The following is a 25,485-nucleotide window of genomic DNA, read 5'->3' on the forward strand; positions in this document are numbered from 1 at the left end:
ACCGGCAGGGGCGGGGATCAGCCGCGATCCTTGTGCTCGTCGCTGTCCGCCTTGTCCGCGGCATGCGGCGCAGGCGCTGCGGACTGCGCCGCGGCAGCAGCACGTTCCTTCCGCGCCGCCTCGTCCACAGCCGCGATCTCCGCCTGCGCCGGCGTCGCCGGAGCAGCGACGGACGTTGCGCTGTCGTCGCGTGCCGGCGTGACCGATGCGGCCTCGGTCGACGCTGCGGCCGCTGCCTCACCACTGTGCGGAACCGGCGCCGGTGCCTCGGAGAAGGCGTCGAGCAGGGTGGTCTGCACTGGCGCGTAGGCCGGCTTGGCCGGGGCAGCGTCTTCCGCACGCGGTTCCGCGGGAGCGGTGGGCGTGGCGGCCGGCGCTGCGCTCGGCGCGACGGTGGTTGCCGCCGTCGTGGTCACGCCCGCCGGATCCTCGACGGTGGCCTTGGCATCCGCCGCGTCCGGCTCGGCGACCGGCGCCTTGGCGGCGATGGCAGTCGGTTGCTCGATGGCGGTGGTGACCGCCTGCGGCTGCGGCGCGACGGCCGGCGTTGCGGGTTCGGCCGGTGCCGCGGTGCGCTCGGTGGCGACGGTTTCCTGCGCGACCGGCTTGGTCTCGGCGACTGCGGCCGCCACCGGTGTGGCCGCGACCACGGTGTCGGCGTGGGCCACGGCGGCATCGCTGACGCCCTGGGCTGCAGTGGCCGGCGCGGTCGGCGCAGGCGATGCGGTCACGGCCTCGACGGGGGCGGCCGGCTGCATCGGTGCGGTGGCCGGCGCAGGCACGGGGTCGGCGGTGATCGGCGCGGGGGCCTGGGCAGCGCCGTCGGCCGGTGCCGGTGCGCCGACAGCAGCCGGACGCTCGCGACGCGGCTCGCGCTTCTCCTGCGGCTCGCGCTTTTCCTGCACGGGCGGCTGCGACTTGGCCGGAGCGGCATCGGTGGTGCCGTCGTCGTCGAAGTCGAACTCCGGCTGGCTGCGGCTCGGCGCCGGCGCGCTTTCGCCGTCGCTGTCGCCGGCATCCAGGTCGGCATCGTCCAGGCCTGCGGCATCGCCGGCAGCACCGGCTTCGCCATTGCCACGGCGACGGCGGCGGCCACCGCGACGGCCACGACGGCGGCGGCCGCCGGCGTCGCCGGTACCGTCCTCGCCCTCGGCGCCTTCGCCGGCGGGCACGGCCTGCGCGGTTTCGGCGGCGCTTTCGCGCGCATCGATACTGTCTGCTGCGGCGGCCGGTGCCGGTTGCACCGGTGCCGGGATGGCTGCCTCGACGGCGGCTGCCGGTTCCTGCGACGCGGCGATCGCGCCACCGGCGACCGCGGCGGCGGCCAGGGTGGTGGCGTCCTGCGCCGGCGTCGCCGGTGCGGTGGCGAGCGGTGCGGCCTGCTGCTTGGCGACGGCCTCCTCCGCACGCGGCTGACGCGGCGGCTTGTCGCCCTGCGCGGTGGCCTGCGCCGGCTCCTGCTGCGGCTTCGGCTGGCGCGGCGGGTTCTGCGGCTGCTGCTTCGGCGGCTTCGGCGTTTGTGGCTGCTGCTGCGGCTTGGCCTGCTGCGTGGCCTGCTCGTTGCGCGGCGCCTTGGGCTGCTGGTTCTGCTGCCCGGCCGGCGCGGCGGCGCCGTTGCCGGCGCGGCGCTCGTCGCGGCGCGCGTTGCCGCCGCCGTTGTTGCCGTTGCCGCGCGCGGCATTGCCGCCCTGGCCGCCGTTGCGGTTGCCGTCGCGGCGCGCATTGCGGTCGTGACGATCGCCACGGTCGTTGCGGTTGCGATTGCCGTCCTGCGGGCGCTGGCGCTGTGCCGGCTCGGCGGCGGCCGGGGCCGGCGCCGGGCTCTCGCCGGCGCCGAAGATGCGCTTCAGCCAGCCGACCACGCCGGTGGCCGGCGGCGCGACCGGGGCCGGCGCAACCACGGGCGCCGGTGCCGGTGCGGCCACCGGTTCTTCGACCACTTCGCGCACCGGGGCCGGCTGCGAGTGCTTCACATTGGTCACCGCAGGCGCCGGGATGTTCAACTGCGCCTTGGTCAGCGCGTGCACCGGCAGCTTGCGCGGGGTGCCGCGCTGGTAGCTGGGCTTGGTGCTTTCCTCGCCCAGCTCGTTCTCGCGCAGGCGGGTCACTTCGTAGTGCGGGGTGTGCAGCTGCTCGTCGGCGACGATCACGATCGGCGCGTCGTGGCGCTTCTCGATCTCGCTGAGCGCGCGGCGCTTCTCGTTGAGCAGGTAGTTGGCGATCTCCACCGGGGCCTGCACCAGCACCTGCCCGGTGTTCTCCTTCATCGCGTGCTCTTCGGCGACGCGGATGATCGACAGCGACAGCGACTCGACGCTGCGCATGCGGCCGTGGCCGTCGCAGCGCGGGCAGACGATCTGGCTGGATTCGCCCAGCGACGGACGCAGGCGCTGGCGGCTCATCTCCAGCAGGCCGAAGCGCGAGATGCGGCCGATCTGCACCCGCGCGCGGTCGTACTTGAGCGCGTTCTGCAGGCGGTTCTCGACCTCGCGCTGGTGCTTGTTGGAGGCCATGTCGATGAAGTCGATGACCACCAGGCCGCCGAGGTCGCGCAGGCGCAGCTGGCGCGCGACCTCTTCGGCCGCCTCCAGGTTGGTCTGGAACGCGGTGTCCTCGATGTCGCTGCCCTTGGTGGCGCGCGAGGAGTTGACGTCCACCGCGGTCAGCGCCTCGGTCTGGTCGACCACGATCGAGCCGCCGGACGGCAGGCGCACGCTGCGCTCGTAGGCGGCCTCGATCTGCGACTCGATCTGGAAGCGGTTGAACAGCGGGATGTCGTCGGTGTAGTGCTTGAGCTTGCGCAGGCTCTGCGGCATCACCTGCTGCATGAACTCCTGGGCGTCGCCGTACATCTCGGCGGTGTCGACCAGGATCTCGCCGATGTCGGCGCGCAGGTAGTCGCGCAGGGCGCGGATGATCAGCCGCGACTCCTGGTAGATCAGGAACGGCGCCGGCTTGGCCAGGGCGGCCTCGGCGATCGACTTCCACACCTGCAGCAGGTAGTCCAGGTCCCACTGCAGCTCTTCGGCATCGCGGCCGACGCCGGCGGTGCGGATGATTACGCCCATGTCGTCGGGGATGTTCAGCTTGTCCAGCGCTTCCTTCAGCGCGGCGCGGTCCTCGCCTTCGATCCGGCGCGAGACGCCGCCGGCGCTGGGCGAGTTCGGCATCAGCACCATGTAGCGGCCGGCCAGGGAGATGAACGTGGTCAGGGCCGCGCCCTTGTTGCCGCGCTCTTCCTTGTCCACCTGGACCACGACTTCCTGGCCCTCGCGCAGCAGTTCGCGGATCGTCGCCTTGTTGTGGTCGACGCCGGCCTGGAAGTAATCGCGGGAGATTTCCTTCAGCGGCAGGAAGCCGTGGCGCTCGCCGCCGTATTCGACGAAGGCCGCTTCCAGCGAGGGTTCGAGCCGGGTGATGCGGCCCTTGTAGATGTTGGACTTCTTCTGTTCCTTGGACGGCTGCTCGATGTCGATGTCGTACAGGGTCTGGCCGTCCACGATGGCCACACGCAGTTCTTCTGCCTGCGTGGCGTTGATCAGCATTCGCTTCATTGTTGCGTTCCTCGCGCTGCTACCGCGCGGAACGCCATGGGGTTTCGCTTCTGGTCACGCTTCGTCGCCCATCGCGCAGGCGCGGGGTGGGCGTCTTGGGTTTCCAGCGCTACGACACCACGGCGAGCCGCGGGAGCGCTTCTTGCTTTTAGGTGGTTCAGGACCGGCGGCGACTCCAGCCAGGCTGGGCGCCGCACGGGGCATGTTCAGCGCGGACGCTTGCGGCATCCGGCGATGGCCGGGTAGGCCGGTGAGCCGCTAACATGGCCGCCCCGGGGGCGGTGGTCGCGCACTGTGCCGGAATCGTCGTAAGCCGGGCTTCTGGCCCTCAACTAACTTCCAACGAAATCAAACCCTTATCTCGCCCCCCGAGTGTAACAGAATAAACTGCCTGATGACTTCCCCCCCGATCCCTCCAAAGCCTCGCGATGTCGCGACCAGCGCGGTGCGCATTCTCAAGGTCCCGGAAGACAGGGCCGGACAGCGCGTAGACAATTTCCTGCTCGGCCAGCTCAAGGGCGCGCCGCGCAGCCTGATCTACAAGCTGATGCGCAGCGGCCAGGTGCGGGTCAACGGCGGCCGCACCAAGGCCGAGCGCAAGCTCGAGGCCGGCGACGAGGTGCGCATCCCGCCGGTGCGGCTGACCGAGGAGGGCGAAAAGAGCGCGCCGCCGGACGCGTTCATGGCCCGGCTGGAGGCGGCGATCGTCTACGAGGACGCGCGGCTGCTGGCGCTGAACAAGCCATCCGGCGTCGCCAGCCACGGCGGCAGCGGGATCAGTTTCGGCGCCATCGAGACGCTGCGTGCGCTGCGTCCCAATCAGTCGCTGGAGCTGGTGCACCGGCTCGACCGCGACACCTCCGGGCTGCTGATCGTGGCCAAGAAGCGCTCGGCGCTGACCGAGTTGCAGGCACTGATGCGCGAGGACGACCGGGTCCAGGGCCGCGGCATCAGCAAGCGCTACCTGACCCTGCTGGTCGGGCGCATGCCCGACGGCACCATGAGCGTGGACGCGCCGCTGCACATCGGCCTGCGCCAGGGCGGCGAGCGCCACGTGCAGGTGAACGCGGCCGGCAAGCCGTCGCTGAGCCACTTCCGGGTGCTGGAGCGGCGCGGCGGGCATTCCTATTGCGAGGTGCGGATCGAGACCGGTCGCACCCATCAGATCCGCGTGCACGCCCAGCACCTCGGGCATCCGGTCGCCGGCGACGAAAAGTACGGCGATCCGGCGGTCAACAAGCGCCTGCGCGAACAGATCGGGCTCAAGCGCCTGTTCCTGCATGCCGCCTCGCTGGAGTTCAGCCTGGACGACGGCAAGACACCTTATCTATTGAATGCCCCGCTGGCCGACGAACTGGCCGAAGCGCTGAACCGCCTCGGCTGAGGCGAGGCCCGCGGGAGCGGCATGCTCCCGCCCCCGCGCTGCGCTCAGCTTTCGTGATGGTCGTGATCGTGGTGCCCGTCGTGGTGGGCGGGTGCCGGGCGTTGTGCCGGATGCGACTCGGCCGGCCGCGGCTCGGGCATGCGCGGTGGCGGGGAGAAGTGGGCCACGCGCTGCTCCTGGCGCGGTTCCGGCATCGGCGCACGCATCGCCTCGCGCGGCATCTGCGGCGCGCGCGCCTCGCGCTCGGGCGCCGGCGCATGCCAGGCCTGCGCGCGCGGGGCTTCGCTCGGCAGTGCCTGGCGCGGCGGCTCCGTGCGTGCCATCTCGCGGGCGAAACCGGACGGCTGCATGCCCGGGTCGCCGCGCCGCGGCGGTTCGGCAAAGCGCGCTTCCGGCATGCCGCGATTGGCGACGGCCTCGCGCGGCGCCTGGCTGGGCGTCAGCGCCTGCGGTACCGGGCGGCCATGGAACTGCGGGACCGGCATCGCCGGAGCCGCGCGCGGCGCGCTCGGCTGGGCCATCGCCACGGTGCGTTGCGGAGCCGCGGCATGCTGCACAAAACCGGGCAGCAGGCGCGGATCGCGCGCGGCCGCCATGGCCGCCGGCGTGCCTGGGGCCGGCAGGCGCTGCACCGGCGGTGGCATCGCCGCCACCGGGCGGCCGGCCTGCAGCATCTGGTTGGTGAAATGCGGCATGGTCTGCGGCATCGCCGGCGGCTGCGCGCGTGCCGGCCCGAACGCGGCTGCCGGGGTGCGCGCCGCCATCTCCGCTCCTGGCGCACGCGCGCCAGCGAAGGCCTGCTGCCCACCCGGACCGCCCATCGGCGCGACCGGCGGCGGCGCACCGCGGTAGTCGTTGTGCACGTAGCTGCGGTTGTCGTAGTGATTGTTGATGATGGTGGTGCGCGGCGCGTACACGCTGTTGCGGTAGACCACGTAGTTCGGCGCCGACGGCGGCGCGTTCCAGTTCACGCCCCAGTTGTTCCAGCCCCAGCTGTGCCACGGCGGCGCCGGTTCCAGCCAGCCGAACACGCTGTGGTGGTGGTGTTCGAGCGCGTCGCCGACCAGCACGCCGACGCCGAAGGAAATGATGCCGGCAGTGACCAGGTCGCCGGTGTCGTAGTAGGGGCGCGGCGGGCGATAGCGGTACTCGCGGTAGACGTTGACCGGTGCGCCGTAGACCACGTCGGGGTCGTAACGCGGCACGTAGACCACGTCCGGCTGCGCCGGTTCGATGACGATGGTGCGGGTCGGCGGCGGCACCGCGTCGGCATAGGCCGGGGCCGGCTCCACCACGGTGCGCTGCACCACCTGCACGCGTTGCTGCGGGGTGCTGCGCAGGTGGCCCTGCGCCTGCGCGCGCTGGCGCATCACCTGCACCGCGTCCAGCACCTGGTTGGGATCGTGGGCGTAGGCGTCGCCCAGCGCGCGGGTCCAGTCGCCGTTGCCGGCCAACTGGTCGACCACGTCGGGGAAGGCGGTCAGCGCCTTGACGCTGGGGTCCCAGGGTTGCGCCGCGGCCGCCTGCAGGCGGTCGGTGGCGGACAGGGTACGGTTGTTGCGCAGCCAATCCTGCGCGGACACCACCTGGTCCGGGTACACCGAGGCGGCCAGGGTCTGCGCCAGCAGCTTGTCCGGGAACAGCGCGATCGGCGCGACCAGTTGATAGAGCTGGTCGGCGGTCGGGGCCACATAGGGGGCAGGTGCGGGTGCCGCGGCCGGGGCGGGCGCATCGGCCTGGGCCGCAGGAGTGGGCGTGTCCTGCCGCTGGCAGGCGCCCAGCGCCACCACGCTCAGTGCGGTGAACAGGGCCAGCCTGGCCGGGGGCAGGGGACGGAGATCCATGCGACACCTCATCGAGCGGGGCGAAGGTGGCCGCAGCATGCGCCGCCTTGGGTGTCTGCGACCTTTCTGCGCAGCGCTGTCGCGCAGGCCAGCGAGCGCGCGTTCAGCCGGCGTCGGCCGCCATCATCAGACCGGCGCGGACAGGCGGAACAGCACCAGGCTGAGCGCCAGCGTGGCCATGCCTGCGACCAGGCCGTACACCGTCTCGTGCCCCTGCGCGTAGCGCTTGGCGGCCGGCAGCAATTCGTCCAGGGCCAGGAACACCATCACCCCGGCGATCAGCCCGAACACCGCGCCGAACACCGCCTCGGACAGGACGCGCGCCAGCGCGACGTAGCCGATCAGCGCGCCGATCGGCTCGGCCAGGCCGGACAGCAGGCTGGCGGCGAAGGCATAGGACTTGCGCCCGGTGGCGTAATGCACCGGCACTGCGATGGCGATGCCCTCGGGGATGTTGTGCACGGCGATGGCGAAGGCCAGCGGCATGCCCACCGCCGGACTCTCCAGCGTCGCGAAGAAGGTGGCCAGACCCTCCGGAAAGTTGTGCGCGGTGATCGCCACCGCGGTGAGCAGGCCGACGCGCTTGACGTAGGCGCGGTTGTCGTCGCGGAACAGCGGATCGCGGCTGTTGAGGCTTTCGTGCGGATTGGGCACCAGCCGGTCGATGGCCACGATCAGCACCATGCCGGCCAGGAACGCCAGGGTGGCATAGGCCTGGCCCAGGCGCGGATCGAAGGCGGCGCTGAAGGCGGCGATCGACTTGCCGAGGATCTCGGTCAGCGACACGTACACCATCGCGCCGGCGGAGAACGCCAGGCCGAAGGCGAGCAGGCGTGGATTGGGTCCCTTGCTGAACAACACCAGCACGCTGCCCAGGCCGGTAGCCAGACCGGCGCCGAGGGTCACGGCGAGCGCGACCAGGACATTGTGCAGTGGGATCTCCAGCATGCGCCGGCGGCTCCGAGGAAGAGGCGTCGATCAAACCCGGCGCGGTGCGGGTGTCGCGTGAAGGCGCGCGGTGCGCGCCTGTGGCTCAGCCGGCCTTGTGCGCCTGCGCGTCGAGCGCGAAGCAACGGTCCGGGCGTGGCTGCGGCGGATTGAAGTTGACCGGCACCTGGATGGTCCACGGCACCGCCTGGCCGTTGCGGGTAGCGGGATTGAAGGTCCAGCCACGCACCGCTTCCTGCGCCGAGGCGTCGAGCTTGGCCTGGCCGCTGCCGGTGACCACGTCGACTTCGGTGGGCTTGCCCTGCACGCCGACCACCACCTTCAGCACCACGGTGCCGCCGATGCCGGCGCAGGCCACGTCGATCGGGTAGTCCGGCGGCGGTGTCTTCACCGCGGCGACCTCGGTCGGCGGCTGGGTCACGGTGTGTTGCTGGGATTGCTGGGATTGGCCGCAGGCGCTGAGCAGCACGGCGCTCAGGCAGGCCAGGGGGAGCAGACGGCGGGCGGCAACGGTCATGTGGGTCATTCCGGAAGAGCGGACGCCTTGGCGGCGCAGATGAAGTCGTTCTCGCTGAGGCCACCGACGTCGTGGGTGGAATAGCGCACCACCACGCGGTCGTAGTGCACGCCCAGGTCGGGGTGGTGGTCTTCGCGGTGCGCGATCCAGGCCAGCGCGTTGACGAAGGCCAGGGTGCGGTAATAGTCGGGGAAGCGGAAGGTGCGGCTGATCGCATTGCCGTTCTCGACCACTTCCCAGCCGGGCACCTGCGGCAGCAGTTCGGCCAGGCGCGCCTGGGTCAGTCTGTATTCGCTGCCCTTGCAGGGCGAGCAATGGGCCTGGGCGAGCGGGATCAGGTCGTTCATGGAAGGTCTCTGCGGTGGAACGGACAGGGCCGGTCAAGATACCGCCCGCGATGAGCGCAGGGCGTGGAAGGGTCTAGAATACCCGCATGATCCAGATCTCAGACAACGCACAGGCCCATTTCCGCAAGCTGCTCGAACGCGAGGCCGTGCCCGGCATGGGCGTGCGCCTGAGCGCGGTCGATGCCGGCACCCCGCGTGCCGATGCGCGGCTGGAGTTCGCCGAGCCGGCGGACCTGGCCGGCGACGAATGGGCGATCGATTGCGACGGTTTCACCCTGTACGTGGCGGCCGACAGCGTCGGCTGGCTCGACGGCGCCGAAATCGACTACGTCACCCAGGGCACCGGCCAGCAGCTCACCATCAAGGCGCCGAAGATCAAGGGCGAAGCCCCGGGCGAGGCGGCCTCGCTGGTGGAGCGGGTGCGCTGGGTGGTGGAGAACGAGGTCAATCCGCAGCTGGCCCAGCACGGCGGCCGCGTGGCGGTGCAGGAAGTCTCCGCCGACGGCGTGGTGCTGCTGCGCTTCGGCGGCGGCTGCCACGGCTGCGGCATGGCCGACGTGACCTTGAAGCAGGGCATCGAGAAGACGCTGATGGGCCGCGTGCCGGGGGTGACCGCGGTGCGCGACGCCACCGACCACGACAGCGGCAGCGCTCCCTACATCCCGCGCGATTCGGCCGCCTGACGTTTCGCTGCCGGTGACGCGCGCCGCCGACATCCTCGATGTGTTGTTGGCGCGCACGCCGCGCAAGCTGCTGCGCGATCGCCGCACCGGCCTGCCGTATGCATGGGCGCACTGGATCGCGGCGCAGACTGCGCTGCCGAGGCCGTTCGCGGCCCCCGAACTGATCGCGGCGATGCCGCCGGCGCAGCCGCCGGCGACCCTGCGCCTGCCGGCCTTGCCGCTGTGGCAGGCGTTCCGCCGGCTGTGGTGGCAGCACTGGGATCCGGCGCCGTACGACCAGCGCTGGTGGCGGCGCATCGCCGTGCTGCTCAGCCTGCTGCTGCATCTGCTGTTCGCCATCTTCCTGCTGTGGGTGGCGTTCGTGCGCTGGCTGCCGCCGCTGACCGATGCGGACCAGGCCGGACGCGTGCAGGTGGAATTCGTCGGCCGCGGCACGCCCGCCGAGAGCGGCGGTGGGGCGCCGGCCGAGGGGGCCGCATCCGCGGAGGCGACGTCGCCGACCCCGCCGCGTGCGCAGCGCGCCGTGTCCGCGCGGCCGCGCCCGACGCCGCCCGCCGCTGCTGCGCCTACACAGCCTGCGGAGCCGACGCCGGCAGCGCCGGCGCCCACGCCGACCACGGCCAGTGCACCGCCGCCGCCGGCGGAGCAGCCGCTGCAGGTGACCGAAACGCCGACGCCCACCCGTGACTTCGTACTGCCGCCGCCACCGAGCGTGCGTGTAGCGGTGCCGACACCGCGCGCGGTGGTACCGCCCGACGTGCAGGTGCCGGTGCGCGAGGTCGAAGTGGTCACCGACGTGCCGACCGTGGCGCAACTGCGGTCGCGCGACATCGCGGTGCCGCGCCCAGTCGCACCGCAGGTACAGGTGCGCGAACGCGAAGTGCCGGCACCGCTGCCGCAGGTGCAGGTTCCCGCACCACAGCTGCGCACGCCGACGCCCACGCCGGTGTTGCGCAGTGCGGACGTGCCGCAGGTGCGGCAGATCGAAGTGCCGACGCCGAGCACCGCCACCGCGAGCGCACCCACGCCGGCACCGCCGGCTGCCCCGGCCGCAAGCCCGGACACGACGCCGGCGAGCGCGCAGACCCCGCAGCCGGCGCCGGCCGGCGCTGCGGCCAGTGCGACCGCCAAGCCGACCGCGCCCGCGGCCGGCACCGCGCCGCCCGGCAGCCAGGCCGCGAGCCCGGGAAGCGGTCCGGCGCCGGTCGCACGTGACGGTGGCTGGGCCACGCCGCAGCGCGGCGACGACTGGGGCGCGGCCGCACGCAACCGCCCCGGCGATGTCGGTGCCGGCGCCAGCAAGGGCGGCGGCCTGTTCAATGCCGACGGCAGCGTGCGCCTGGCCGATGGCCGCGGCAACGACCAGGCACCGGCGCGCAGCGCGCCTGGCTCGGAGACCGACACCTGGACGCGCGAGCGCATCGAAAAGGCCGGGGAATGGCTCAAACGTCCGCCCTACGACTACACGCCGACGTCGTTCGACAAGTACTGGCTGCCGAACGCGACGCTGCTGGAAGAGTGGGTGCGGCGCGGCATCAAGTCGGTGAAGATCCCGATCCCGGGCACCACCAGCAGCATTTCCTGCGTGGTCTCGATCCTGCAGGTGGGCGGCGGCTGCAGCATCACCGACCCCAATCTCAACGAGCAGCCGGCTGGCGCGCGGCCGCCGCCGAACGTGCCGTTCAAGCGCGAGTTGCAGGAAGACAACGGCAGTCGCTGAGTGGCGGGGTACCCGCCCGCTCACACATGCGGGCGCCGCACATCACCAGCTGCGGCACACGCGGACCGGGCGCGGTTTGGTCCAAGTGGATGGCTTCAGCTAGCACGGCGTTGCCTGCGAGGGCTCATCGCGACTGAAAGGCAGCATCAAACAACCCGTCGCGCACGACATGCTGTTTCGTAGGAGTGGCTGAAGCCGCTCTTGCGTGTGTGCCTCACGTCGTTGGATAGGGTCGAAGCGTCAACGGATCGCGCACCACGCGAAAGTGGCGGCGAGCTGGTCATGCGTCGACGGTGTCGCATCCGGAGCGCGCGCTGTGCGCAGTCCCGTCGCCGCTGCTCGGCGCAGCCTGGTGCAGGCGGCCACGCGCGTCACACGGCGTGCGTGGTGCCCTGCGCGCAAGGCGCTCAGTTCACGCCGTGCAAATCGCGCAACTGGCTGCTGCGCGAGCCGAAGTAGGCGGCCAGGTCGGCGATGTCCTGGTCGCTCAGCTGCGCTGCCTGCGGGCTCATCAGCGGATGCGTGCGGGTGCCGCCGCGGTAGGCCTGCAGCGCGTGCGCGAGGTAGTCGCCGTACTGGCCGCCGAGCTTGGGATAGGTCGGGTCGATCGGCGCGTTGCCGTCGGCGCCGTGGCAGTCGATGCAGCTCTGCCCGGTGGCCTTGCCCTTGGCGTGGGCCAGCTTGTCGCCGGCGTCGATGCGCCCGCCGGGCAGGCCGGCGGAGGAGCCGGAACCGTGCTCGCCGCTGGCGTGGCCAGGGTCGCCGGCGGATTTGCTGGTGGATTCCACCTGCGATTGCGAACAGGCCCCCAGGCACAGGGCGGCAAGCAGGACGAGGGCGGGACGCAAGGCGTGCGCGGCGTTCGGCATGGGAGGCCTACTTGAGGGTGGACAGGAAAGCGGCGATGTCGGCGATCTCCTGGTCGGAGAAGCTTTCCGCCTGGGCCTGCATGGTCGGATGCTTGCGCTTGCCGAGCCGGTATTCGGTCAGCGCCTGGGTCAGGTACTGCGCCGACTGCCCGCCGATCTTGGGGATGCGGTAGCTGGGATAGGCGTTCTTGTAGCCGGTGACGCCGTGGCAGCCCTGGCAGGTGTAGGTGAGCACCCGGCCGTTGGCCGCGTTGCCCTGAACAGGCGCAGGTGCCGCGGCTGCGGCAGCGGGAGCGGCGGGCGCCGGCGCGGTCTGCGCCATCGCCGGGGCGGCCCCAACAGAAACGAGTACGGCCAGAGCAAAACAAGCGGCTAGCGGCTGCGTGCGCATGGTTTCGTGGTCCGGAGGACGGATTGGGGTTCCGGCGTGGGGGAACACGGAACGGCCCGAGTATAGCCTCACCTTTCGCGGCTCCGAAACTGGCGGCGGTGGACGACCCGTGACCTTTGGGGCATTCGGCACGACGTCGATTGGTGATCTACTTATCTACAACACCATTCACGCCATCCACCAAGGACACGACGATGACGCGACCGCTCACGCGCCGCACTGCCACTTGCGCTGCCGCGCTGTTGGTCACCACCACGCTGCTGCTGAGCGCCTGCAAGCCGGCGGCGGAGGCCAAGGCCAAGGCCGCCGACAGCGAGAAGGCGCCGGAGGCGGTGCCGGTGGAGGTGGCGGCGGCCAGCCGCCGTGCGGTGGCGGCCAGCTACAGCGGCACCGCGGCGCTGGAGGCGCGCGCCGAATCGCAGGTGGTGGCCAAGACCTCCGGCGTGGCCCTGGCGGTGCTGGCCGAGGAAGGCCAGCAGGTGCGCGCCGGGCAGCCGCTGGTGCGCCTGGACCCGGACCGTGCGCGGCTGGCGTTGGCGCAGAGCGAGGCGCAGCTGCGCAAGCTGGAGAACAACTACCGCCGCTCGCAGCAGCTGGTGGGCCAGCAACTGGTCAGCGCCGCCGACGTCGACCAGATCAAGTACGACCTGGCCAACGTGCGCGCGCAACACCAGTTGGCCGCGCTGGAGCTGTCCTATGCCACGGTGGTGGCGCCGATCTCCGGGGTGATCGCCTCGCGTTCGATCAAGACCGGCAACTTCGTGCAGATCAATACGCCGATCTTCCGCATCGTCGACGACTCGCGGCTGGAGGCCACGCTCAACGTGCCCGAGCGCGAACTGGCCACGCTCAAGACCGGGCAGCCGGTGACCCTGCTGGCCGACGCGCTGCCGGGCAAGCAGTTCCGCGGCCGGGTCGACCGCATCGCGCCGGTGGTGGATGCCGGCAGCGGCACCTTCCGCGTGGTCTGCGCCTTCGACGAAGGGGCGGAGGCGCTGCAGCCGGGCATGTTCGGCCGCATCCGCATCGATTACGACCAGCGCGCCGATGCGCTGGTGGTGCCACGGCTGGCGCTGCTCGACGACGGCGAGCCGGCGGTGTTCCGCGTGGTCGCCGGCAAGGTCGCGCGGGTGCCGGTGACGCTGGGCTATGCGGAAGGGCCGTGGGTGGAGATCCGCCAGGGCCTGCAGGCCGGCGACCAGGTGGTCACCGCCGGCAAGGTCGCGCTGCGCGACGGCAGCCGCGTGCAGGTGATCGCGCCGCAGCGCGAGGTTGCCGACGCCGCCCCGGCCACCACCGCCGGAGCGCGCTGATGCACGGCGCCGATTCCGACGCGCACGCACCGCCTGCGCCCGCCACCGCGCACGGCGGCGGCCTGGTCGAGTTCGCCACCCGCCGCCGCGTGACCATCGCGATGATCACGCTGACCATGCTGCTGTTCGGCGCGATCGCGCTGCACGGGCTCAAGGTCAACCTGCTGCCGGACCTGAGCTATCCGACCCTGACCGTGCGCACTGAGTACGCCGGCGCCGCGCCGTCGGAGATCGAGACGCTGGTGACCGAGCCGGTCGAAGAAGCCGTCGGCGTGGTCAAGAACCTGCGCAAGCTCAAGTCGGTCTCGCGCACCGGGCAGAGCGACGTGGTGCTGGAGTTCGCCTGGGGCACCAACATGGACCAGGCCAGCCTGGAGGTGCGCGACAAGATGGAGGCGCTGTCGCTGCCGCTGGAGGCCAAGGCGCCGGTGCTGCTGCGCTTCAATCCGTCCACCCAACCGATCATGCGCCTGGTGCTGTCGAGCAAGACCGCCGCGCACAGCGACGCCGAGGCGGTGCGCGCGCTGACCCAGTTGCGTCGCTACGCCGACGAGGACCTGAAGAAGAAGCTGGAGCCGGTGGCGGGCGTGGCCGCGGTCAAGGTCGGCGGTGGGCTGGAGGACGAGATCCAGGTCGACATCGACCAGCAGCGGCTGGCGCAGCTCAACATGCCGATCGACACGGTGATCGCGCGGCTCAAGGACGAGAACGTCAATCTCTCCGGCGGACGCCTGGAGCAGGGGACGCAGCGCTACCTGGTGCGCACGGTCAACCAGTTCGCCGACCTGGACGAGATTCGCAACCTGTTGCTGACCACCCAGGGCGCCGGCGGCAACGCGGCCGACGCTGCCCTGCAGCAGATGTATGCGATCGCCGCCTCCACCGGCTCGGAAGCCGCGATCGCGGCGGCCTCGGCGGCGCAGAGCGCGACGTCCAGCACGACCACCACCGTCGCCGGCGGCATGCCGATCCGACTCAAGGACGTGGCGCAGGTGCGGCAGGGCTACAAGGAGCGCGAGGCGATCATCCGCCTGGGCGGTAAGGAGGCGGTGGAACTGGCCATCTACAAGGAAGGCGACGCCAACACCGTGGCCACCGCGGCGGCGCTGCGCAAGCGCCTGGAACAACTGCAGGCGCAGATTCCCGCCGACGCCGAGCTGACCACGCTGGAAGACCAGTCGCGCTTCATCGAACACGCCATCGGCGACGTCAAGAAGGATGCGGTGATCGGCGGCCTGCTGGCGATCCTGATCATCTTCCTGTTCCTGCGCGACGGCTGGAGCACGTTCGTGATCGGGCTGTCGCTGCCGGTGTCGATCGTGACCACGTTCTTCTTCATGGATCGGCTCGGCCTGAGCCTCAACGTGATGTCGCTGGGCGGGCTGGCGCTGGCCACCGGCCTGGTGGTGGACGATTCGATCGTGGTGCTGGAAAGCATCGCCAAGGCGCGCGAGCGCGGGCTGAGCGTGCTCGATGCGGCGATCGTCGGCACCCGCGAGGTGGGCATGGCGGTGGTCGCCTCGACCCTGACCACGATCGCAGTGTTCCTGCCGCTGGTGTTCGTGGAAGGCGTGGCCGGGCAACTGTTCCGCGACCAGGCGCTGACCGTGGCGATCGCCATCGCGATCTCGCTGGTGGTGTCGATGACCCTGATCCCGATGCTCAGCTCGCTGAAGGGCCGTGCGCCGCTGGCGTTCCCGGTCGAACCGGCGCCGCCGCACTGGCAGCCGCGGCGCGGCTGGCTGAAGCCGCTGGCCTGGAGCCGGCGCGGCGCAGGTGCGGTGGTGCGCGGCGTGTTCTTCGGCGCGGCCTGGCTGTGCGTGCGGCTGTGGCGCGGTGCGGTGGCGGTGGTCGCCCCGGTGATGCGCAAGGCCAGCGCCCTGGCGATGGCGCCGTACGCGCTGGCCGAGCGCGGCTACCTGCGGCTGCTGCCCGGCGCGCTGGCGCGTCCGGGCTGGGTGCTGGGACTGGCGGCGCTGGCCTTCGCCGCGACCCTGGCGGTGGCGCCGCTGCTGGGCGCCGACCTGATCCCGCAGCTGGCGCAGGATCGTTTCGAGATGACGGTGAAGCTGCCGGCCGGCACGCCGCTGCGGCAGACCGATGCGCTGGTGCGCGAACTGCAGGAGGTGCACGGCAAGGACGCGGGCGTGCAGGCGCTGTACGGGGTCAGCGGCAGCGGCACCCGGCTCGACGCCAACCCCACCGAGAGCGGCGAGAACATCGGCAAGCTGACCATTGCCATGGCCGGCGGCGGCAGCGCGCAGTTCGAGGCGCAGCAGAGCGAGCGCATGCGCGCGACGATGCGCAACCATCCGGGCGTGCAGGTCGGTTTCAGCCGGCCGGAGCTGTTCAGTTTCTCCACGCCGCTGGAGATCGAACTGCGCGGCCAGGACCTGCAGACCATCCAGCACGCCGGGCAGAAGCTGGCGGCGCTGCTGCGCGGCAACGGCCACTTCGCCGACGTCAAATCCACGGTGGAGGAGGGCTTCCCGGAGATCCAGATCCGCTTCGACCAGGAGCGTGCCGGCGCGTTGGGACTGACCACGCGGCAGATCGCCGACGTGGTGGTGAAGAAGGTGCGCGGCGACGTCGCCACCCGCTACAGCTTCCGCGACCGCAAGATCGACGTGCTGGTGCGCGCGCAGCAGAGCGACCGCGCCAGCGTCGACAGCATCCGCCGGCTGATCGTCAATCCGGGCAGCAGCCGGCCGGTGACCCTGGACGCGGTCGCCGACGTGGTCGCCACCACCGGCCCCAGCGAGATCCACCGCGCCGACCAGATCCGTGTGGCGATCGTCTCGGCCAATCTGCGCGACATCGACCTGGGTACGGCGGTGCGCGAGGTGGGCGAGATGGTGGCGCGCGACCCGCTCGGCGCCGGCGTCGGCATGCACATCGGCGGGCAGGGCGAGGAACTGGCGCAGTCGGCGCGCTCGCTGCTGTTCGCGTTCGGTCTGGCGGTGTTCCTGGTGTACCTGGTGATGGCCTCGCAGTTCGAGTCGCTGCTGCACCCGTTCGTCATCCTGTTCACCATCCCGCTGGCGCTGGTCGGCGCGGTGCTGGCGCTGCTGCTGACCGGCAAGCCGGTGTCGGTGGTGGTGTTCATCGGCCTGATCCTGCTGGTGGGCCTGGTGACCAAGAACGCGATCATCCTGATCGACAAGGTCAACCAGTTGCGCGAGGAGGGCGTGGCCAAGCGCGCGGCGCTGATCGAAGGCGCACGCTCGCGGTTGCGGCCGATCGTGATGACCACGCTGTGCACGCTGTTCGGCTTCCTGCCGCTGGCGATCGCCAGCGGCGAGGGCGCCGAGGTGCGCGCGCCGATGGCGATCACCGTGATCGGCGGGCTGCTGGTGTCCACGTTGCTGACCCTGCTGGTGATCCCGGTGGTCTACGACCGCCTGGACCGCCGCGCCGACGCGTACTACGCCGAACGCGGGCGACGTGCGCGGCAACGTGAAAACGGCGAGCGGCGCCTGCAGGACGGCGAGGGCGCGCCGGCATGAGCGTCGCCGAGTTCAGCATCCGCCGTCCGGTCACCACCATCATGTGCTTCGTGTCGCTGGTGGTGGTCGGGCTGATCGCCGCCTTCCGCCTGCCGCTGGAGGCCTTGCCGGACATCTCCGCGCCGTTCCTGTTCGTGCAGCTGCCGTACACCGGCTCGACCCCGGACGAGGTCGAGCGCAACCTGGTGCGGCCGACCGAGGAAGCGCTGGCGACGATGACTGGGATCAAGCGCATGCGCTCGACCGCCACCGCCGACGGCGCCAACATCTTCATCGAGTTCTCCGACTGGGACCGCGACATCGCCATCGCCGCCTCCGATGCGCGCGAGCGTATCGACGCGATCCGCGCCGACCTGCCGGCCGACCTGCGGCGCTACAACGTGTTCAAGTGGTCCAGCAGCGACCAGCCGGTACTGAAGGTGCGCCTGGCCGGCGCAGCCGACCTGACCGGCGCGTACGACATGCTCGACCGCGAGTTCAAGCGCCGCCTGGAGCGCATTCCCGGGGTGGCCAAGGTGTCGGTGTCCGGCGCGCCGCCGAACGAGGTCGAGATCGCCATCGCCCCGGACCGGCTCAGCGCGCACAACCTCAGCCTCAACCAGCTCAGCGAGCGTCTGGGCAAGCTCAACTTCTCGCTGTCGGCCGGGCAGATCGACGACAACGGCCAGCGCCTGCGGGTGCAGCCGGTCGGCGAACTGCGCGACCTGCAGGAGCTGCGCGACCTGGTCATCGACGCCAAGGGCCTGCGCCTGGGCGACATCGCCGAGGTGCGGCTGAAACCGACCCGGATGAGCTACGGGCGGCGCCTGGACGGGCGCCCGGCGGTGGGCCTGGACGTGTTCAAGGAGCGCAGCGCGAATCTGGTCGAGGTCTCGCGCGCGGTGCTGGCCGAGGTCGAGCAGATCCGCAAGCAGCCGGCGCTGAGCGACGTGCAGATCAAGGTCATCGACAACCAGGGCAAGGCGGTGACCTCGTCGCTGGCGGAGCTGGCCGAAGCCGGCGCGGTCGGCCTGCTGCTGTCGGTGACGGTGCTGTTCTTCTTCCTGCGCCACTGGCCATCGACACTGATGGTGACCCTGGCGATCCCGATCTGCTTCGCGATCACCCTGGGTTTCATGTACTTCGCCGGGGTCACCCTCAACATCCTGACCATGATGGGCCTGCTGCTGGCGGTGGGCATGCTGGTGGACAACGCGGTGGTGGTGGTGGAGAGCATCTACCAGGAGCGCGAGCGCATGCCCGACCAGCCGCAGCGCGCTTCCATCCTCGGCACCCGCAATGTCGCCATCGCGCTGTCGGCCGGCACCCTGTGCCACTGCATCGTGTTCTTGCCGAACCTGTTCGGCGAGACCAACAACATCAGCATTTTCATGTCGCAGATCGCCATCACCATCTCGGTGTCGCTGCTGGCGTCGTGGCTGGTGGCGGTGAGCCTGATCCCGATGCTGTCGGCGCGCATGCGCACCCCGGCGCTGCTGCATTCCCCGCATGGGCTGATCCCGCGCCTGCAGCGCCGCTACGCGCGGGTGCTGGCCTGGTCGCTGGCGCACCGCGGCTGGAGCGTGTGCGCGATCCTGCTGATCAGCGCGCTGAGCGTGATCCCGATGCTGCAGACCAAGAAGGACATGTTCGGCGGCGACGGCGGCGAGCAGGTCTTCATCGGCTACCAATGGAAGGGCGCCTACACGCGCGAGCAGATGGCCGAGGAAGTGACCCGGCTGGAACGCTTCATCGACGCGCGCCGCGCGCAGTACCACGTGACCCAGGTGTATTCCTGGTTCAGCGAGGAGGAGGGCAGCAGCACCACGCTGACCGTCGATCTGAAGCAGGTCCGCGACCTGCCCACGCTGATGGAACGCATCCGCAAGGAACTGCCGCGCTCGGCGCGGGTGGGTTTCCACGTCGGCAACAGCAACGGCGGCGATGGCGGCAACGGCGGCGGGCAGACCGTGCAGGTGCAACTGGTCGGCGATTCCACCGAGGCGCTACGCGCGCTCGCCGACGACGTGGTGCCGCTGCTGGCGCGGCGCAAGGAGCTGCGCGACGTGCGCGTGGACAGCGGCGATCGCAGCGCCGAACTGGCGGTGCGGGTGGACCGCGAGCGCGCCGCCGCGTTCGGCTTCAGCGCCGAGCAGGTCGCCAGCTTCGTCGGCCTGGCGCTGCGCGGCGCGTCGCTGCGCGAGTTCCGCCACGGCGACAACGAGGTGCCGGTGTGGGTGCGCTTCGCCGGTGCCGAGCAGACCTCGCCGGAAGACCTGGACAGCTTCAACGTGCGCACCCAGGACGGGCGCAGCGTGCCGCTGCTGAGCCTGGTCGAGACGCAGCCGCGCGCCGCCGCGACCCAGATCGCCCGCACCAACCGGCAGACCACGCTGACCATCACCGCCAACCTCGGCGCCAAGGTCACCGCGCCGGAAGCCAGGCAGGCGATCGAGGACACCCTCAACGCAGTCAGCTTCCCGGTCGGCTACCGCTACAGCTTCGACGGCGCGGACGGCCAGGACGACGACCAGGCCAGCAAGCAGATGCTGTTCAACCTGCTGATCGCGCTGGTGATGATCTACGTGGTCATGGCCGCGATGTTCGAATCGCTGCTGTTCCCGGTGGCAATCATGAGCGGCGTGCTGTTCTCGGTGTTCGGCGTGTTCTGGCTGTTCTGGATCACCGGCACCAGCTTCGGGATCATGGCCTTCATCGGCATCCTGGTGCTGATGGGCGTGGTGGTGAACAACGGCATCGTGATGATCGAGCACATCAACAACCTGCGCCGGCGTGGGCTGGGCCGCACCGAGGCGCTGATCGAAGGCTCGCGCGAGCGCCTTCGCCCGATCATGATGACCATGGGCACGGCGATCCTGGCGATGGTGCCGATCTCGCTGACCACCACGCAGATGTTCGGCGACGGCCCGGCCTACTACCCGATGGCGCGCGCCATCGCCGGCGGCCTGGCGTTCTCGACCGTGGTCAGCCTACTGTTCCTGCCGACCATCTACGCGGTCCTGGACGATCTCAGCAACGGCGTGGCCAACCTGGTGCGGCGCGCGCGTGGGCGTCGCGGCATGGCCGCGCAGATGGTGTCCTGATCCGGAGGCTTCAGACGACCTGTGGGAGGGGCTTCAGCCCCCGACGCCGTACTGCTGAGTCGTCGGGGCTGAAGCCCCTCCCACAAAGGCGAACCCGCGCGGTGACAGTTGCCGCCGCCGCGCGGCGGGTACTCAACCCGCCAGCTTGCCGAAGATGCGGAAGCCGGCCAGCCACACGCCGAGCATGCTGCCCAGGTTGGTCAGCAGGAAGGTCAGCACCACCCGCGAGACGCGGTTGCGGTACCAGCCGCGCAGGTTCTGCGCATCGTCGCGCAGCGCCAGGAAATCGCCATAGGCCGGCTTGCGCATGTGCACTTCGACGAGGGCGCTGAACGCCCCGGCCGGCACGCCCGGGCGGAACGGCTTCAGCGGCGCGGCGATGGCGCCGGCGATCACGCTCAGCGGATGCCCGCCGGCCAGGATGCAGCCCAGCCCGGCCAGGCCGCCGGTGAACAGCACCCACTGCAGCAGCAGGTCGGTGCCCAGGGCGAAGCCGCCGTGCCAGTAGCCCCAGGCCACGCCGCCCAGCACCAGCGCGGTCAGGGTCAGGGTGATCCACGGCACCTTCTTCTTGGTCTGCACCTCTTCCAGCGCCTTGCGCAGCGTCGCCGGGTCGTCCTGGTCGCCCTGCAGGTGCCGCGCCAGGCCGGCCAGGTGGCCCGCGCCGACCACCGCCAGCACGTCGCGCACGCCGGCACCGGGGGCGCCATCCAGCGGTTCGGCATTGCCGGCCAGCGGCAGCGCGCGCTGTTGCGCCTGTTCCTCGCGCAGGCGCGTGGCCATGTAGCGGTCGCGCTCGGCGATGATGGTGTCGTACAGCGCCGGGCTCTCGCTGGCGAAATCGCCGAAGCTGGCTTCGAGCATGTCGCCCTGCTTGAGCTTCTCGATCTCCGCCTCGCCGACCTCGTCGGACGCGAACAAGCCGCCGAGCAGGCCGCTGGCCAGCTTCAGCTTGCCGAAGAAGCCGAGCCGGCTGGAGGCGCGCTTGAAGGTCAGGCCGACTTCGCGATCGATCAGGTACACCGGCAACTGCCGTTCGCGCGCCAGCAGGACTGCGCGCTTGAGTTCGGCGCCGGGCTCGATGCCCAGTTGCTCGGCCAGGCGCCGCTGGTAGGCGGCCAGCGCCAGGTTGGCGGCGAACAGGGCCACGCGGCCCTTGCGGATCACCTGCACCAGGTCCAGCTTGGTCAGTGCGTCCGGGTCGGTCAGCGCCTGCAGGCGTTGCGGATCCAGCTCCACCGCCACCGCATCGAAACGGCCGCTGCCGATCGCCCGTTCCACCGCGGCGACGCTGGCCAGGGACACGTGCGCGGTGCCGAGCAGGGTGTAGCGGATGCCATCGCGTTCGACGATGCGGTACGGCTGGCCGTCGAACAGCGCATCGTCGCCGTCGGCCTGGGAAAGTTCGTTCATTCCATCACTCATCGGAGGGCGCCTCGGCAGCGCCGGGGCTCAGCGGGCATGGGGGTGTGAGGGCATCGGCCGCGATCGGCATGGGCGCCTGCGGCCGGGTCGCGCCGCGCCGCAGTCAACGGCGCAGCATTAGCAAAGACCCGGCACGGCGCTGCGGGTCAGTCGATGTAGCGCTTCAGCAGGTCGCCGTAGGCATCGATGCGGCGGTCGCGCAGGAACGGCCAGATCCGCCGCACGTGCTCGCTGCGCTGCAGGTCGACGTCGCAGACCAGCACGGTCGGCTCGCCACCGGCCTCGGCGATGAACTCGCCCTGCGGCCCGAGCACGTGGCTGTTGCCCCAGAACTGGATGCCCGACGCGCCCAGCGGCGACGGCTCGTGGCCGACCCGGTTGCAGCTCAGCACCGGTACGCCGTTGGCCACCGCATGACCACGATGGCTGAGGATCCAGGCATCGCGCTGGCGTTCCTGCTCGGCCTGTTCGTCGCTGGGGTCCCAGCCGATCGCAGTCGGATACAGCAGCAGTTCGGCGCCGGCCAGGGCCATCAGCCGCGCCGCTTCCGGATACCACTGGTCCCAGCACACCAGTACGCCGAGGCGGCCGACCGAGGTCTGGATCGGGGTGAAGCCCAGATCGCCCGGGGTGAAGTAGAACTTCTCGTAGAAACCCGGATCGTCGGGGATGTGCATCTTGCGGTACTTACCCAGCAGGCTGCCGTCCTTTTCGAACACCGCCGCGGTGTTGTGGTACAGCCCGGCGGCGCGGCGCTCGAACAGCGAGCCGACCAGGACCACGCCATGGCGCTTGGCCAGCGCGCCCAGGCGCTCGGTGCTGGGGCCGGGAATCGGCTCGGCCAGGTCGAATTCGTCCACCGATTCGTGCTGGCAGAAGTACGCGCCGTTGTGCAGTTCCTGCAGCAGCACCAGCTGCGCGCCCTGCGCGGCGGCCTCGGCCACACGCGATTCGATCGCTGCCAGGTTCGCCGCGGCGTCGCCGTGGTTGCGCTCCTGGATCAGCGCGACGGAAAGAGTGTTTCGGCTCATTGCGGAATCAAGGTTCGCGGTAAACCGGCATGGTAGCGCGGATGGCCGCGCGGCAGGTTCCGGGGAGATGAATCCCGCGCCACGCGTGGCGGCGGCGCGGGTGCTCGGTGCTGCGCCGGCGTGCGGCGCAGGCGCGGCGGTTCAGTCCGCCAGCAGTCCGGCCGGCAGCTGCATGGTGATGCAGTGCAGGCTGCCGTTCTGCCAGATCAGCGCGCGGCAGGGGATCGGCACGATCTCGTGCTGCTGGAAGGCCTGCGCCATCACCGCCTGCGCCTGCGCATCGGCCGCGTCGCCGTAGGCCGGCATCAGCACCGCGCCGTTGACGATCAGGAAGTTGGCGTAGGACGCGGCCAGGCGCCGGCCCTGATCGATCACCGGCTGCGCCCACGGCAGCGGGAACAGGCGATAGGGCGCGCCCTCGGCGGTACGCAATGCGGCCAGTTCGGCGCCCATCGCCTGCAGCTCGGCGTAGTGCGAATCGCCGGCGTCGTCGCAGGCCTGGTAGACGATCGCATCGGTCCCGGCGAAGCGGGCGAGGGTGTCGATGTGCGCGTCGGTGTCGTCGCCTTCCAGGTAGCCGTGGTCCAGCCACAGCACGCGCTGCTGCGCCAGCCAGTCGGCCAGGTCGTGGCTGAGCGATTCGCGGCTGCGCTGCGGGTGGCGCTCGTGCAGGCACTGCCAGGTGGTCAGCAGGGTGCCGGCGCCATCGCAGTCGATGGCGCCGCCTTCCAGGGCGAAGTCGATGCGGCGCACGTCGCTGTCGGCGAACAGGCCCTGCTCGGCCAGCACGCTCACCAACTGGTCGTCACGACTGGCCTGGAACTTGCCGCCCCAGCCGGTGAAGCGGAAGTCCAGCAGTTGGAAGCCGCCGCCGGCGCGCGCCAGGGTGATCGGGCCGGAATCGCGCAGCCAGGTGTCGTCGTACTCGGCCTCGACGAAGCGCACCCGCTGCATGTCCACCCGCGCCGAGCGTAAGCGCGCCTCGGCGTAGATCTGCAGGTCGGCGTCGGTCACGCAGATCAGCACCCGCTGGAAGCGCACGATCGCCGCGACCAGGGCGATGTAGGTTTCCTCGACCTCGGCCAGGCGCTCGGCCCAGTCGGTGCCGGCATGCGGCCAGGCGATCAGGATGGCGGACTGGGGCTCCCATTCCGCGGGAAGGCGAAGACGATCAGTCATTGCGACCACTACTCAGGTTGTGCCCGGCATCGCGCCAGGGTGTGTGTCGTTCGTATCCCGCACCGACGGGGCGCGGGAGCTTTGCGCCGCGCCGCGGCTGGGCGACCGCGACGCGGCAGTGCTGGGGTGCTCGGCCAGGCGCACGCGCGACCGGGTGCAGGGGCGGCGTCAGCGGATCGCGGGTTTCGGGCCGATCTCGTTGGCGTCGGCCTTGTTGGCGACCACGTCCACCACCTTCTGTTTCTCGAAGTACACGGTGAAGGCCGGATAGACCCAGCGGTTGATGGTCGGCCATTGCCGCTTCTGGCCGCCACGCGGCTCCAGTTTCTGCTGCGGTGCGCCGTAGCGCGCCTGCACCTGGGCCATGCTCAGGCCGCGGGTCGGCAGCGCCGCGGCGGGCTCTTCCTTGACCCGGTCGACCAGCAGGGTCTCGGCGTGGGCGCCGCCGGCCAGGCCCAACACGGCCAGCAGCGGCAGGACGGACAGACGATGCTTCATCACGTGTACTCCCCAGAGGACGAACGCCGATTACAGCAAACTTCGATAACAAAAAACCGCCCGAAGGCGGCTTTCGTCGACGACCGGCCACCGCTGCGCGCGGCGCGGCAGGGCAGGCCGGGTCGGATCAGCGCTGACGCGCCTTGAAACGGGGATTGGACTTGCAGATCACGAAGACCTTACCGCGGCGGCGGACCACCTTGCAGTCGCGGTGACGGGCCTTCGCCGACTTCAGGGAGGACAGGACTTTCATGGCACACCTCGGCGTAAACTTGTGGATTCGAAGGAGGGCGGCACGGCCGAAACCATGGCGCGGGATCAGTAAGCCGGCGATTGTAGCCTGGTTTTCTTCATGGTTTCAACTGCTTGCGCCAGCCCGGCCGGCGTCGGCGCTACAATGCGCCGCCCCCCGTCCGAGGAACCGCATGAACGAGCCCGCTCCCGTCCTGACCATCGATGGCCCTTCCGGGGCCGGCAAAGGCACCGTCAGCCGCATCGTCGCCGCCCGCCTGGGCTGGCATTACCTGGATTCGGGTGCGCTGTACCGGGCGGTCGGGGTGGCGGCCAGCTGGGCCAATCTGGACATTTCCGACGCCGCCGCCCTGGTGCGCTGCACGTTCGACACCCGAGTGGATTTCGACGAGGTCGCCGATGGCGGCCTGCGGGTGCGGATCAACGGCGCCGATGCCACCGACGAGCTGCGCCTGGAGACCACCGGTGCGGTGGCCTCGGCGATCGCCGCCATCCCCGAGGTGCGTGCGGCGCTGAAACAGCGCCAGCGCGCCTTCCGCACCCCGCCGGGGCTGGTCGCCGACGGCCGCGACATGGGGACGGTGATTTTTCCGGACGCCCCGTACAAGGTGTTCCTGACCGCCAGCGCCGAGGAGCGCGCCCAGCGCCGGCATAAGCAGTTGAAGGAAAAAGGGGTTTCGGTTATATTCGACGACCTGCTGCGCGAGATCATGGCCCGCGACGCACGCGATGCGCAACGCGCGGTGGCCCCGCTGAGGCCGGCAGACGATGCCGTCCTCCTCGATACCACCGGCATGGACATCGACCAGGTGGTGGGCCGCGTCCTGCAGTTGCTGCCGGTCTGAGCGGCACGCAGGGCAGGGCAGCAGTTTGGTGGCGTCATGCACGCCACCGGTTCCTCGTTACACCCGCAACATCCATGTTCCACCGATAGCGTCAAA

General features: G+C 70.7%; 19 protein-coding genes. 7 read left to right on the forward strand and 12 right to left on the reverse strand.

The window, feature by feature from the left end; translation table 11 throughout:
- Positions 1-17: 17 nt before the first annotated feature.
- Positions 18-3,554 carry an Rne/Rng family ribonuclease gene (locus tag RAB70_RS12920; RefSeq protein ID WP_148829469.1) on the reverse strand — a complete coding sequence of 1,179 codons (3,537 nt, stop codon included), beginning with the start codon at positions 3,552-3,554 and terminating at the stop codon, positions 18-20.
- A 394-nt stretch (positions 3,555-3,948) separates the two neighbouring features.
- On the opposite strand from RAB70_RS12920, the gene RAB70_RS12925 reads away from it, so the two are divergent.
- On the forward strand, positions 3,949-4,938 hold the full coding sequence (locus RAB70_RS12925) for an RluA family pseudouridine synthase (protein ID WP_148829470.1): 990 nt from the start codon (positions 3,949-3,951) through the stop codon (positions 4,936-4,938).
- A gap of 44 nt (positions 4,939-4,982) precedes the next feature.
- Here the strand turns inward: RAB70_RS12925 and RAB70_RS12930 are convergent, their stop codons facing one another.
- The 4 genes from RAB70_RS12930 to RAB70_RS12945 form a co-directional block, all read right to left on the reverse strand.
- On the reverse strand, positions 4,983-6,782 hold the full coding sequence (locus tag RAB70_RS12930; protein WP_148829471.1) for a DUF3300 domain-containing protein: 1,800 nt from the start codon (positions 6,780-6,782) through the stop codon (positions 4,983-4,985).
- Between the two features lie 126 nt (positions 6,783-6,908).
- Complete coding sequence (gene zupT, locus RAB70_RS12935) at positions 6,909-7,730, reverse strand: zinc transporter ZupT (RefSeq protein ID WP_148829472.1); 822 nt, start codon at positions 7,728-7,730, stop codon at positions 6,909-6,911.
- Positions 7,731-7,815: 85 nt separating this feature from the next.
- A complete protein-coding gene (locus RAB70_RS12940) occupies positions 7,816-8,247 on the reverse strand; it encodes an energy transducer TonB (protein WP_148829473.1) in 432 nt (143 codons plus the stop codon).
- 5 nt (positions 8,248-8,252) lie between these two features.
- The gene (locus RAB70_RS12945) at positions 8,253-8,594 is read right to left on the reverse strand and encodes a 4a-hydroxytetrahydrobiopterin dehydratase (RefSeq protein WP_017910810.1); all 342 of its coding nucleotides are present in this window, start codon (positions 8,592-8,594) and stop codon (positions 8,253-8,255) included.
- 86 nt (positions 8,595-8,680) lie between these two features.
- Here RAB70_RS12945 and RAB70_RS12950 point away from each other — a divergent pair, with 86 nt between their 5' ends.
- Positions 8,681-9,277, forward strand: a complete 597-nt coding sequence (locus RAB70_RS12950) for an NfuA family Fe-S biogenesis protein (protein WP_017915596.1) — start codon at positions 8,681-8,683, stop codon at positions 9,275-9,277.
- Between the two features lie 13 nt (positions 9,278-9,290).
- On the forward strand, positions 9,291-10,997 hold the full coding sequence (locus RAB70_RS12955) for a transmembrane repetitive protein (RefSeq protein WP_265531492.1): 1,707 nt from the start codon (positions 9,291-9,293) through the stop codon (positions 10,995-10,997).
- Between the two features lie 407 nt (positions 10,998-11,404).
- Here RAB70_RS12955 and RAB70_RS12960 read toward each other — a convergent pair whose 3' ends face one another.
- Both RAB70_RS12960 and RAB70_RS12965 read right to left on the reverse strand, forming a co-directional pair.
- Complete coding sequence (locus RAB70_RS12960) at positions 11,405-11,866, reverse strand: cytochrome c (protein ID WP_017911097.1); 462 nt, start codon at positions 11,864-11,866, stop codon at positions 11,405-11,407.
- A 7-nt stretch (positions 11,867-11,873) separates the two neighbouring features.
- A complete protein-coding gene (locus tag RAB70_RS12965) occupies positions 11,874-12,257 on the reverse strand; it encodes a cytochrome c (protein WP_026143839.1) in 384 nt (127 codons plus the stop codon).
- A gap of 194 nt (positions 12,258-12,451) precedes the next feature.
- On the opposite strand from RAB70_RS12965, the gene RAB70_RS12970 reads away from it, so the two are divergent.
- Genes RAB70_RS12970 through RAB70_RS12980 form a run of 3 tightly spaced genes read left to right on the forward strand, consistent with a single transcriptional unit; the run spans position 12,452 to position 20,159 of the window.
- On the forward strand, positions 12,452-13,570 hold the full coding sequence (locus RAB70_RS12970) for an efflux RND transporter periplasmic adaptor subunit (RefSeq protein WP_148829475.1): 1,119 nt from the start codon (positions 12,452-12,454) through the stop codon (positions 13,568-13,570).
- Entirely contained in the window at positions 13,570-17,076 is a 3,507-nt protein-coding gene (locus RAB70_RS12975; RefSeq protein WP_148829476.1) for an efflux RND transporter permease subunit, read from the forward strand. Before RAB70_RS12970 ends, RAB70_RS12975 begins: the two co-directional genes overlap by 1 nt.
- The gene (locus RAB70_RS12980; protein WP_148829477.1) at positions 17,073-20,159 is read left to right on the forward strand and encodes an efflux RND transporter permease subunit; all 3,087 of its coding nucleotides are present in this window, start codon (positions 17,073-17,075) and stop codon (positions 20,157-20,159) included. The genes RAB70_RS12975 and RAB70_RS12980 overlap by 4 nt, the downstream gene beginning before the upstream one ends.
- A 132-nt stretch (positions 20,160-20,291) precedes the next feature.
- Here RAB70_RS12980 and RAB70_RS12985 read toward each other — a convergent pair whose 3' ends face one another.
- From RAB70_RS12985 to ykgO, 5 genes are all read right to left on the reverse strand, one after another.
- A complete protein-coding gene (locus tag RAB70_RS12985; RefSeq protein ID WP_148829478.1) occupies positions 20,292-21,584 on the reverse strand; it encodes a TraB/GumN family protein in 1,293 nt (430 codons plus the stop codon).
- 146 nt (positions 21,585-21,730) lie between these two features.
- Entirely contained in the window at positions 21,731-22,615 is an 885-nt protein-coding gene (locus RAB70_RS12990; RefSeq protein ID WP_148829479.1) for a carbon-nitrogen hydrolase, read from the reverse strand.
- Positions 22,616-22,756: 141 nt separating this feature from the next.
- On the reverse strand, positions 22,757-23,794 hold the full coding sequence (locus RAB70_RS12995; RefSeq protein ID WP_148829480.1) for an agmatine/peptidylarginine deiminase: 1,038 nt from the start codon (positions 23,792-23,794) through the stop codon (positions 22,757-22,759).
- Positions 23,795-23,962: 168 nt separating this feature from the next.
- The gene (locus tag RAB70_RS13000) at positions 23,963-24,292 is read right to left on the reverse strand and encodes a hypothetical protein (RefSeq protein ID WP_017913727.1); all 330 of its coding nucleotides are present in this window, start codon (positions 24,290-24,292) and stop codon (positions 23,963-23,965) included.
- 127 nt (positions 24,293-24,419) lie between these two features.
- Positions 24,420-24,545: a type B 50S ribosomal protein L36 gene (gene ykgO, locus RAB70_RS13005; protein ID WP_010342887.1), complete on the reverse strand. Its 126-nt coding sequence runs from the start codon at positions 24,543-24,545 to the stop codon at positions 24,420-24,422.
- 172 nt (positions 24,546-24,717) lie between these two features.
- On the opposite strand from ykgO, the gene cmk reads away from it, so the two are divergent.
- A complete protein-coding gene (cmk, locus tag RAB70_RS13010) occupies positions 24,718-25,389 on the forward strand; it encodes a (d)CMP kinase (protein ID WP_017910699.1) in 672 nt (223 codons plus the stop codon).
- Positions 25,390-25,485 lie beyond the last annotated feature (96 nt).

This window comes from Xanthomonas sontii (genome assembly GCF_040529055.1).
Classification (GTDB): Bacteria; Pseudomonadota; Gammaproteobacteria; order Xanthomonadales; family Xanthomonadaceae; genus Xanthomonas_A; species Xanthomonas_A sontii.

What these genes read in the sequence shown, in the direction of transcription:
- RAB70_RS12920 (WP_148829469.1), bottom strand. Translation starts at nt 3,554, where the DNA reads ATGAAGCGAATGCTGATCAACGCCACGCAGGCAGAAGAACTGCGTGTG.
- RAB70_RS12925 (WP_148829470.1), top strand. Translation starts at nt 3,949, where the DNA reads ATGACTTCCCCCCCGATCCCTCCAAAGCCTCGCGATGTCGCGACCAGC.
- RAB70_RS12930 (WP_148829471.1), bottom strand. Translation starts at nt 6,782, where the DNA reads ATGGATCTCCGTCCCCTGCCCCCGGCCAGGCTGGCCCTGTTCACCGCA.
- zupT (WP_148829472.1), bottom strand. Translation starts at nt 7,730, where the DNA reads ATGCTGGAGATCCCACTGCACAATGTCCTGGTCGCGCTCGCCGTGACC.
- RAB70_RS12940 (WP_148829473.1), bottom strand. Translation starts at nt 8,247, where the DNA reads ATGACCGTTGCCGCCCGCCGTCTGCTCCCCCTGGCCTGCCTGAGCGCC.
- RAB70_RS12945 (WP_017910810.1), bottom strand. Translation starts at nt 8,594, where the DNA reads ATGAACGACCTGATCCCGCTCGCCCAGGCCCATTGCTCGCCCTGCAAG.
- RAB70_RS12950 (WP_017915596.1), top strand. Translation starts at nt 8,681, where the DNA reads ATGATCCAGATCTCAGACAACGCACAGGCCCATTTCCGCAAGCTGCTC.
- RAB70_RS12960 (WP_017911097.1), bottom strand. Translation starts at nt 11,866, where the DNA reads ATGCCGAACGCCGCGCACGCCTTGCGTCCCGCCCTCGTCCTGCTTGCC.
- RAB70_RS12965 (WP_026143839.1), bottom strand. Translation starts at nt 12,257, where the DNA reads ATGCGCACGCAGCCGCTAGCCGCTTGTTTTGCTCTGGCCGTACTCGTT.
- RAB70_RS12970 (WP_148829475.1), top strand. Translation starts at nt 12,452, where the DNA reads ATGACGCGACCGCTCACGCGCCGCACTGCCACTTGCGCTGCCGCGCTG.
- RAB70_RS12975 (WP_148829476.1), top strand. Translation starts at nt 13,570, where the DNA reads ATGCACGGCGCCGATTCCGACGCGCACGCACCGCCTGCGCCCGCCACC.
- RAB70_RS12980 (WP_148829477.1), top strand. Translation starts at nt 17,073, where the DNA reads ATGAGCGTCGCCGAGTTCAGCATCCGCCGTCCGGTCACCACCATCATG.
- RAB70_RS12985 (WP_148829478.1), bottom strand. Translation starts at nt 21,584, where the DNA reads ATGAGTGATGGAATGAACGAACTTTCCCAGGCCGACGGCGACGATGCG.
- RAB70_RS12990 (WP_148829479.1), bottom strand. Translation starts at nt 22,615, where the DNA reads ATGAGCCGAAACACTCTTTCCGTCGCGCTGATCCAGGAGCGCAACCAC.
- RAB70_RS12995 (WP_148829480.1), bottom strand. Translation starts at nt 23,794, where the DNA reads ATGACTGATCGTCTTCGCCTTCCCGCGGAATGGGAGCCCCAGTCCGCC.
- RAB70_RS13000 (WP_017913727.1), bottom strand. Translation starts at nt 24,292, where the DNA reads ATGAAGCATCGTCTGTCCGTCCTGCCGCTGCTGGCCGTGTTGGGCCTG.
- ykgO (WP_010342887.1), bottom strand. Translation starts at nt 24,545, where the DNA reads ATGAAAGTCCTGTCCTCCCTGAAGTCGGCGAAGGCCCGTCACCGCGAC.
- cmk (WP_017910699.1), top strand. Translation starts at nt 24,718, where the DNA reads ATGAACGAGCCCGCTCCCGTCCTGACCATCGATGGCCCTTCCGGGGCC.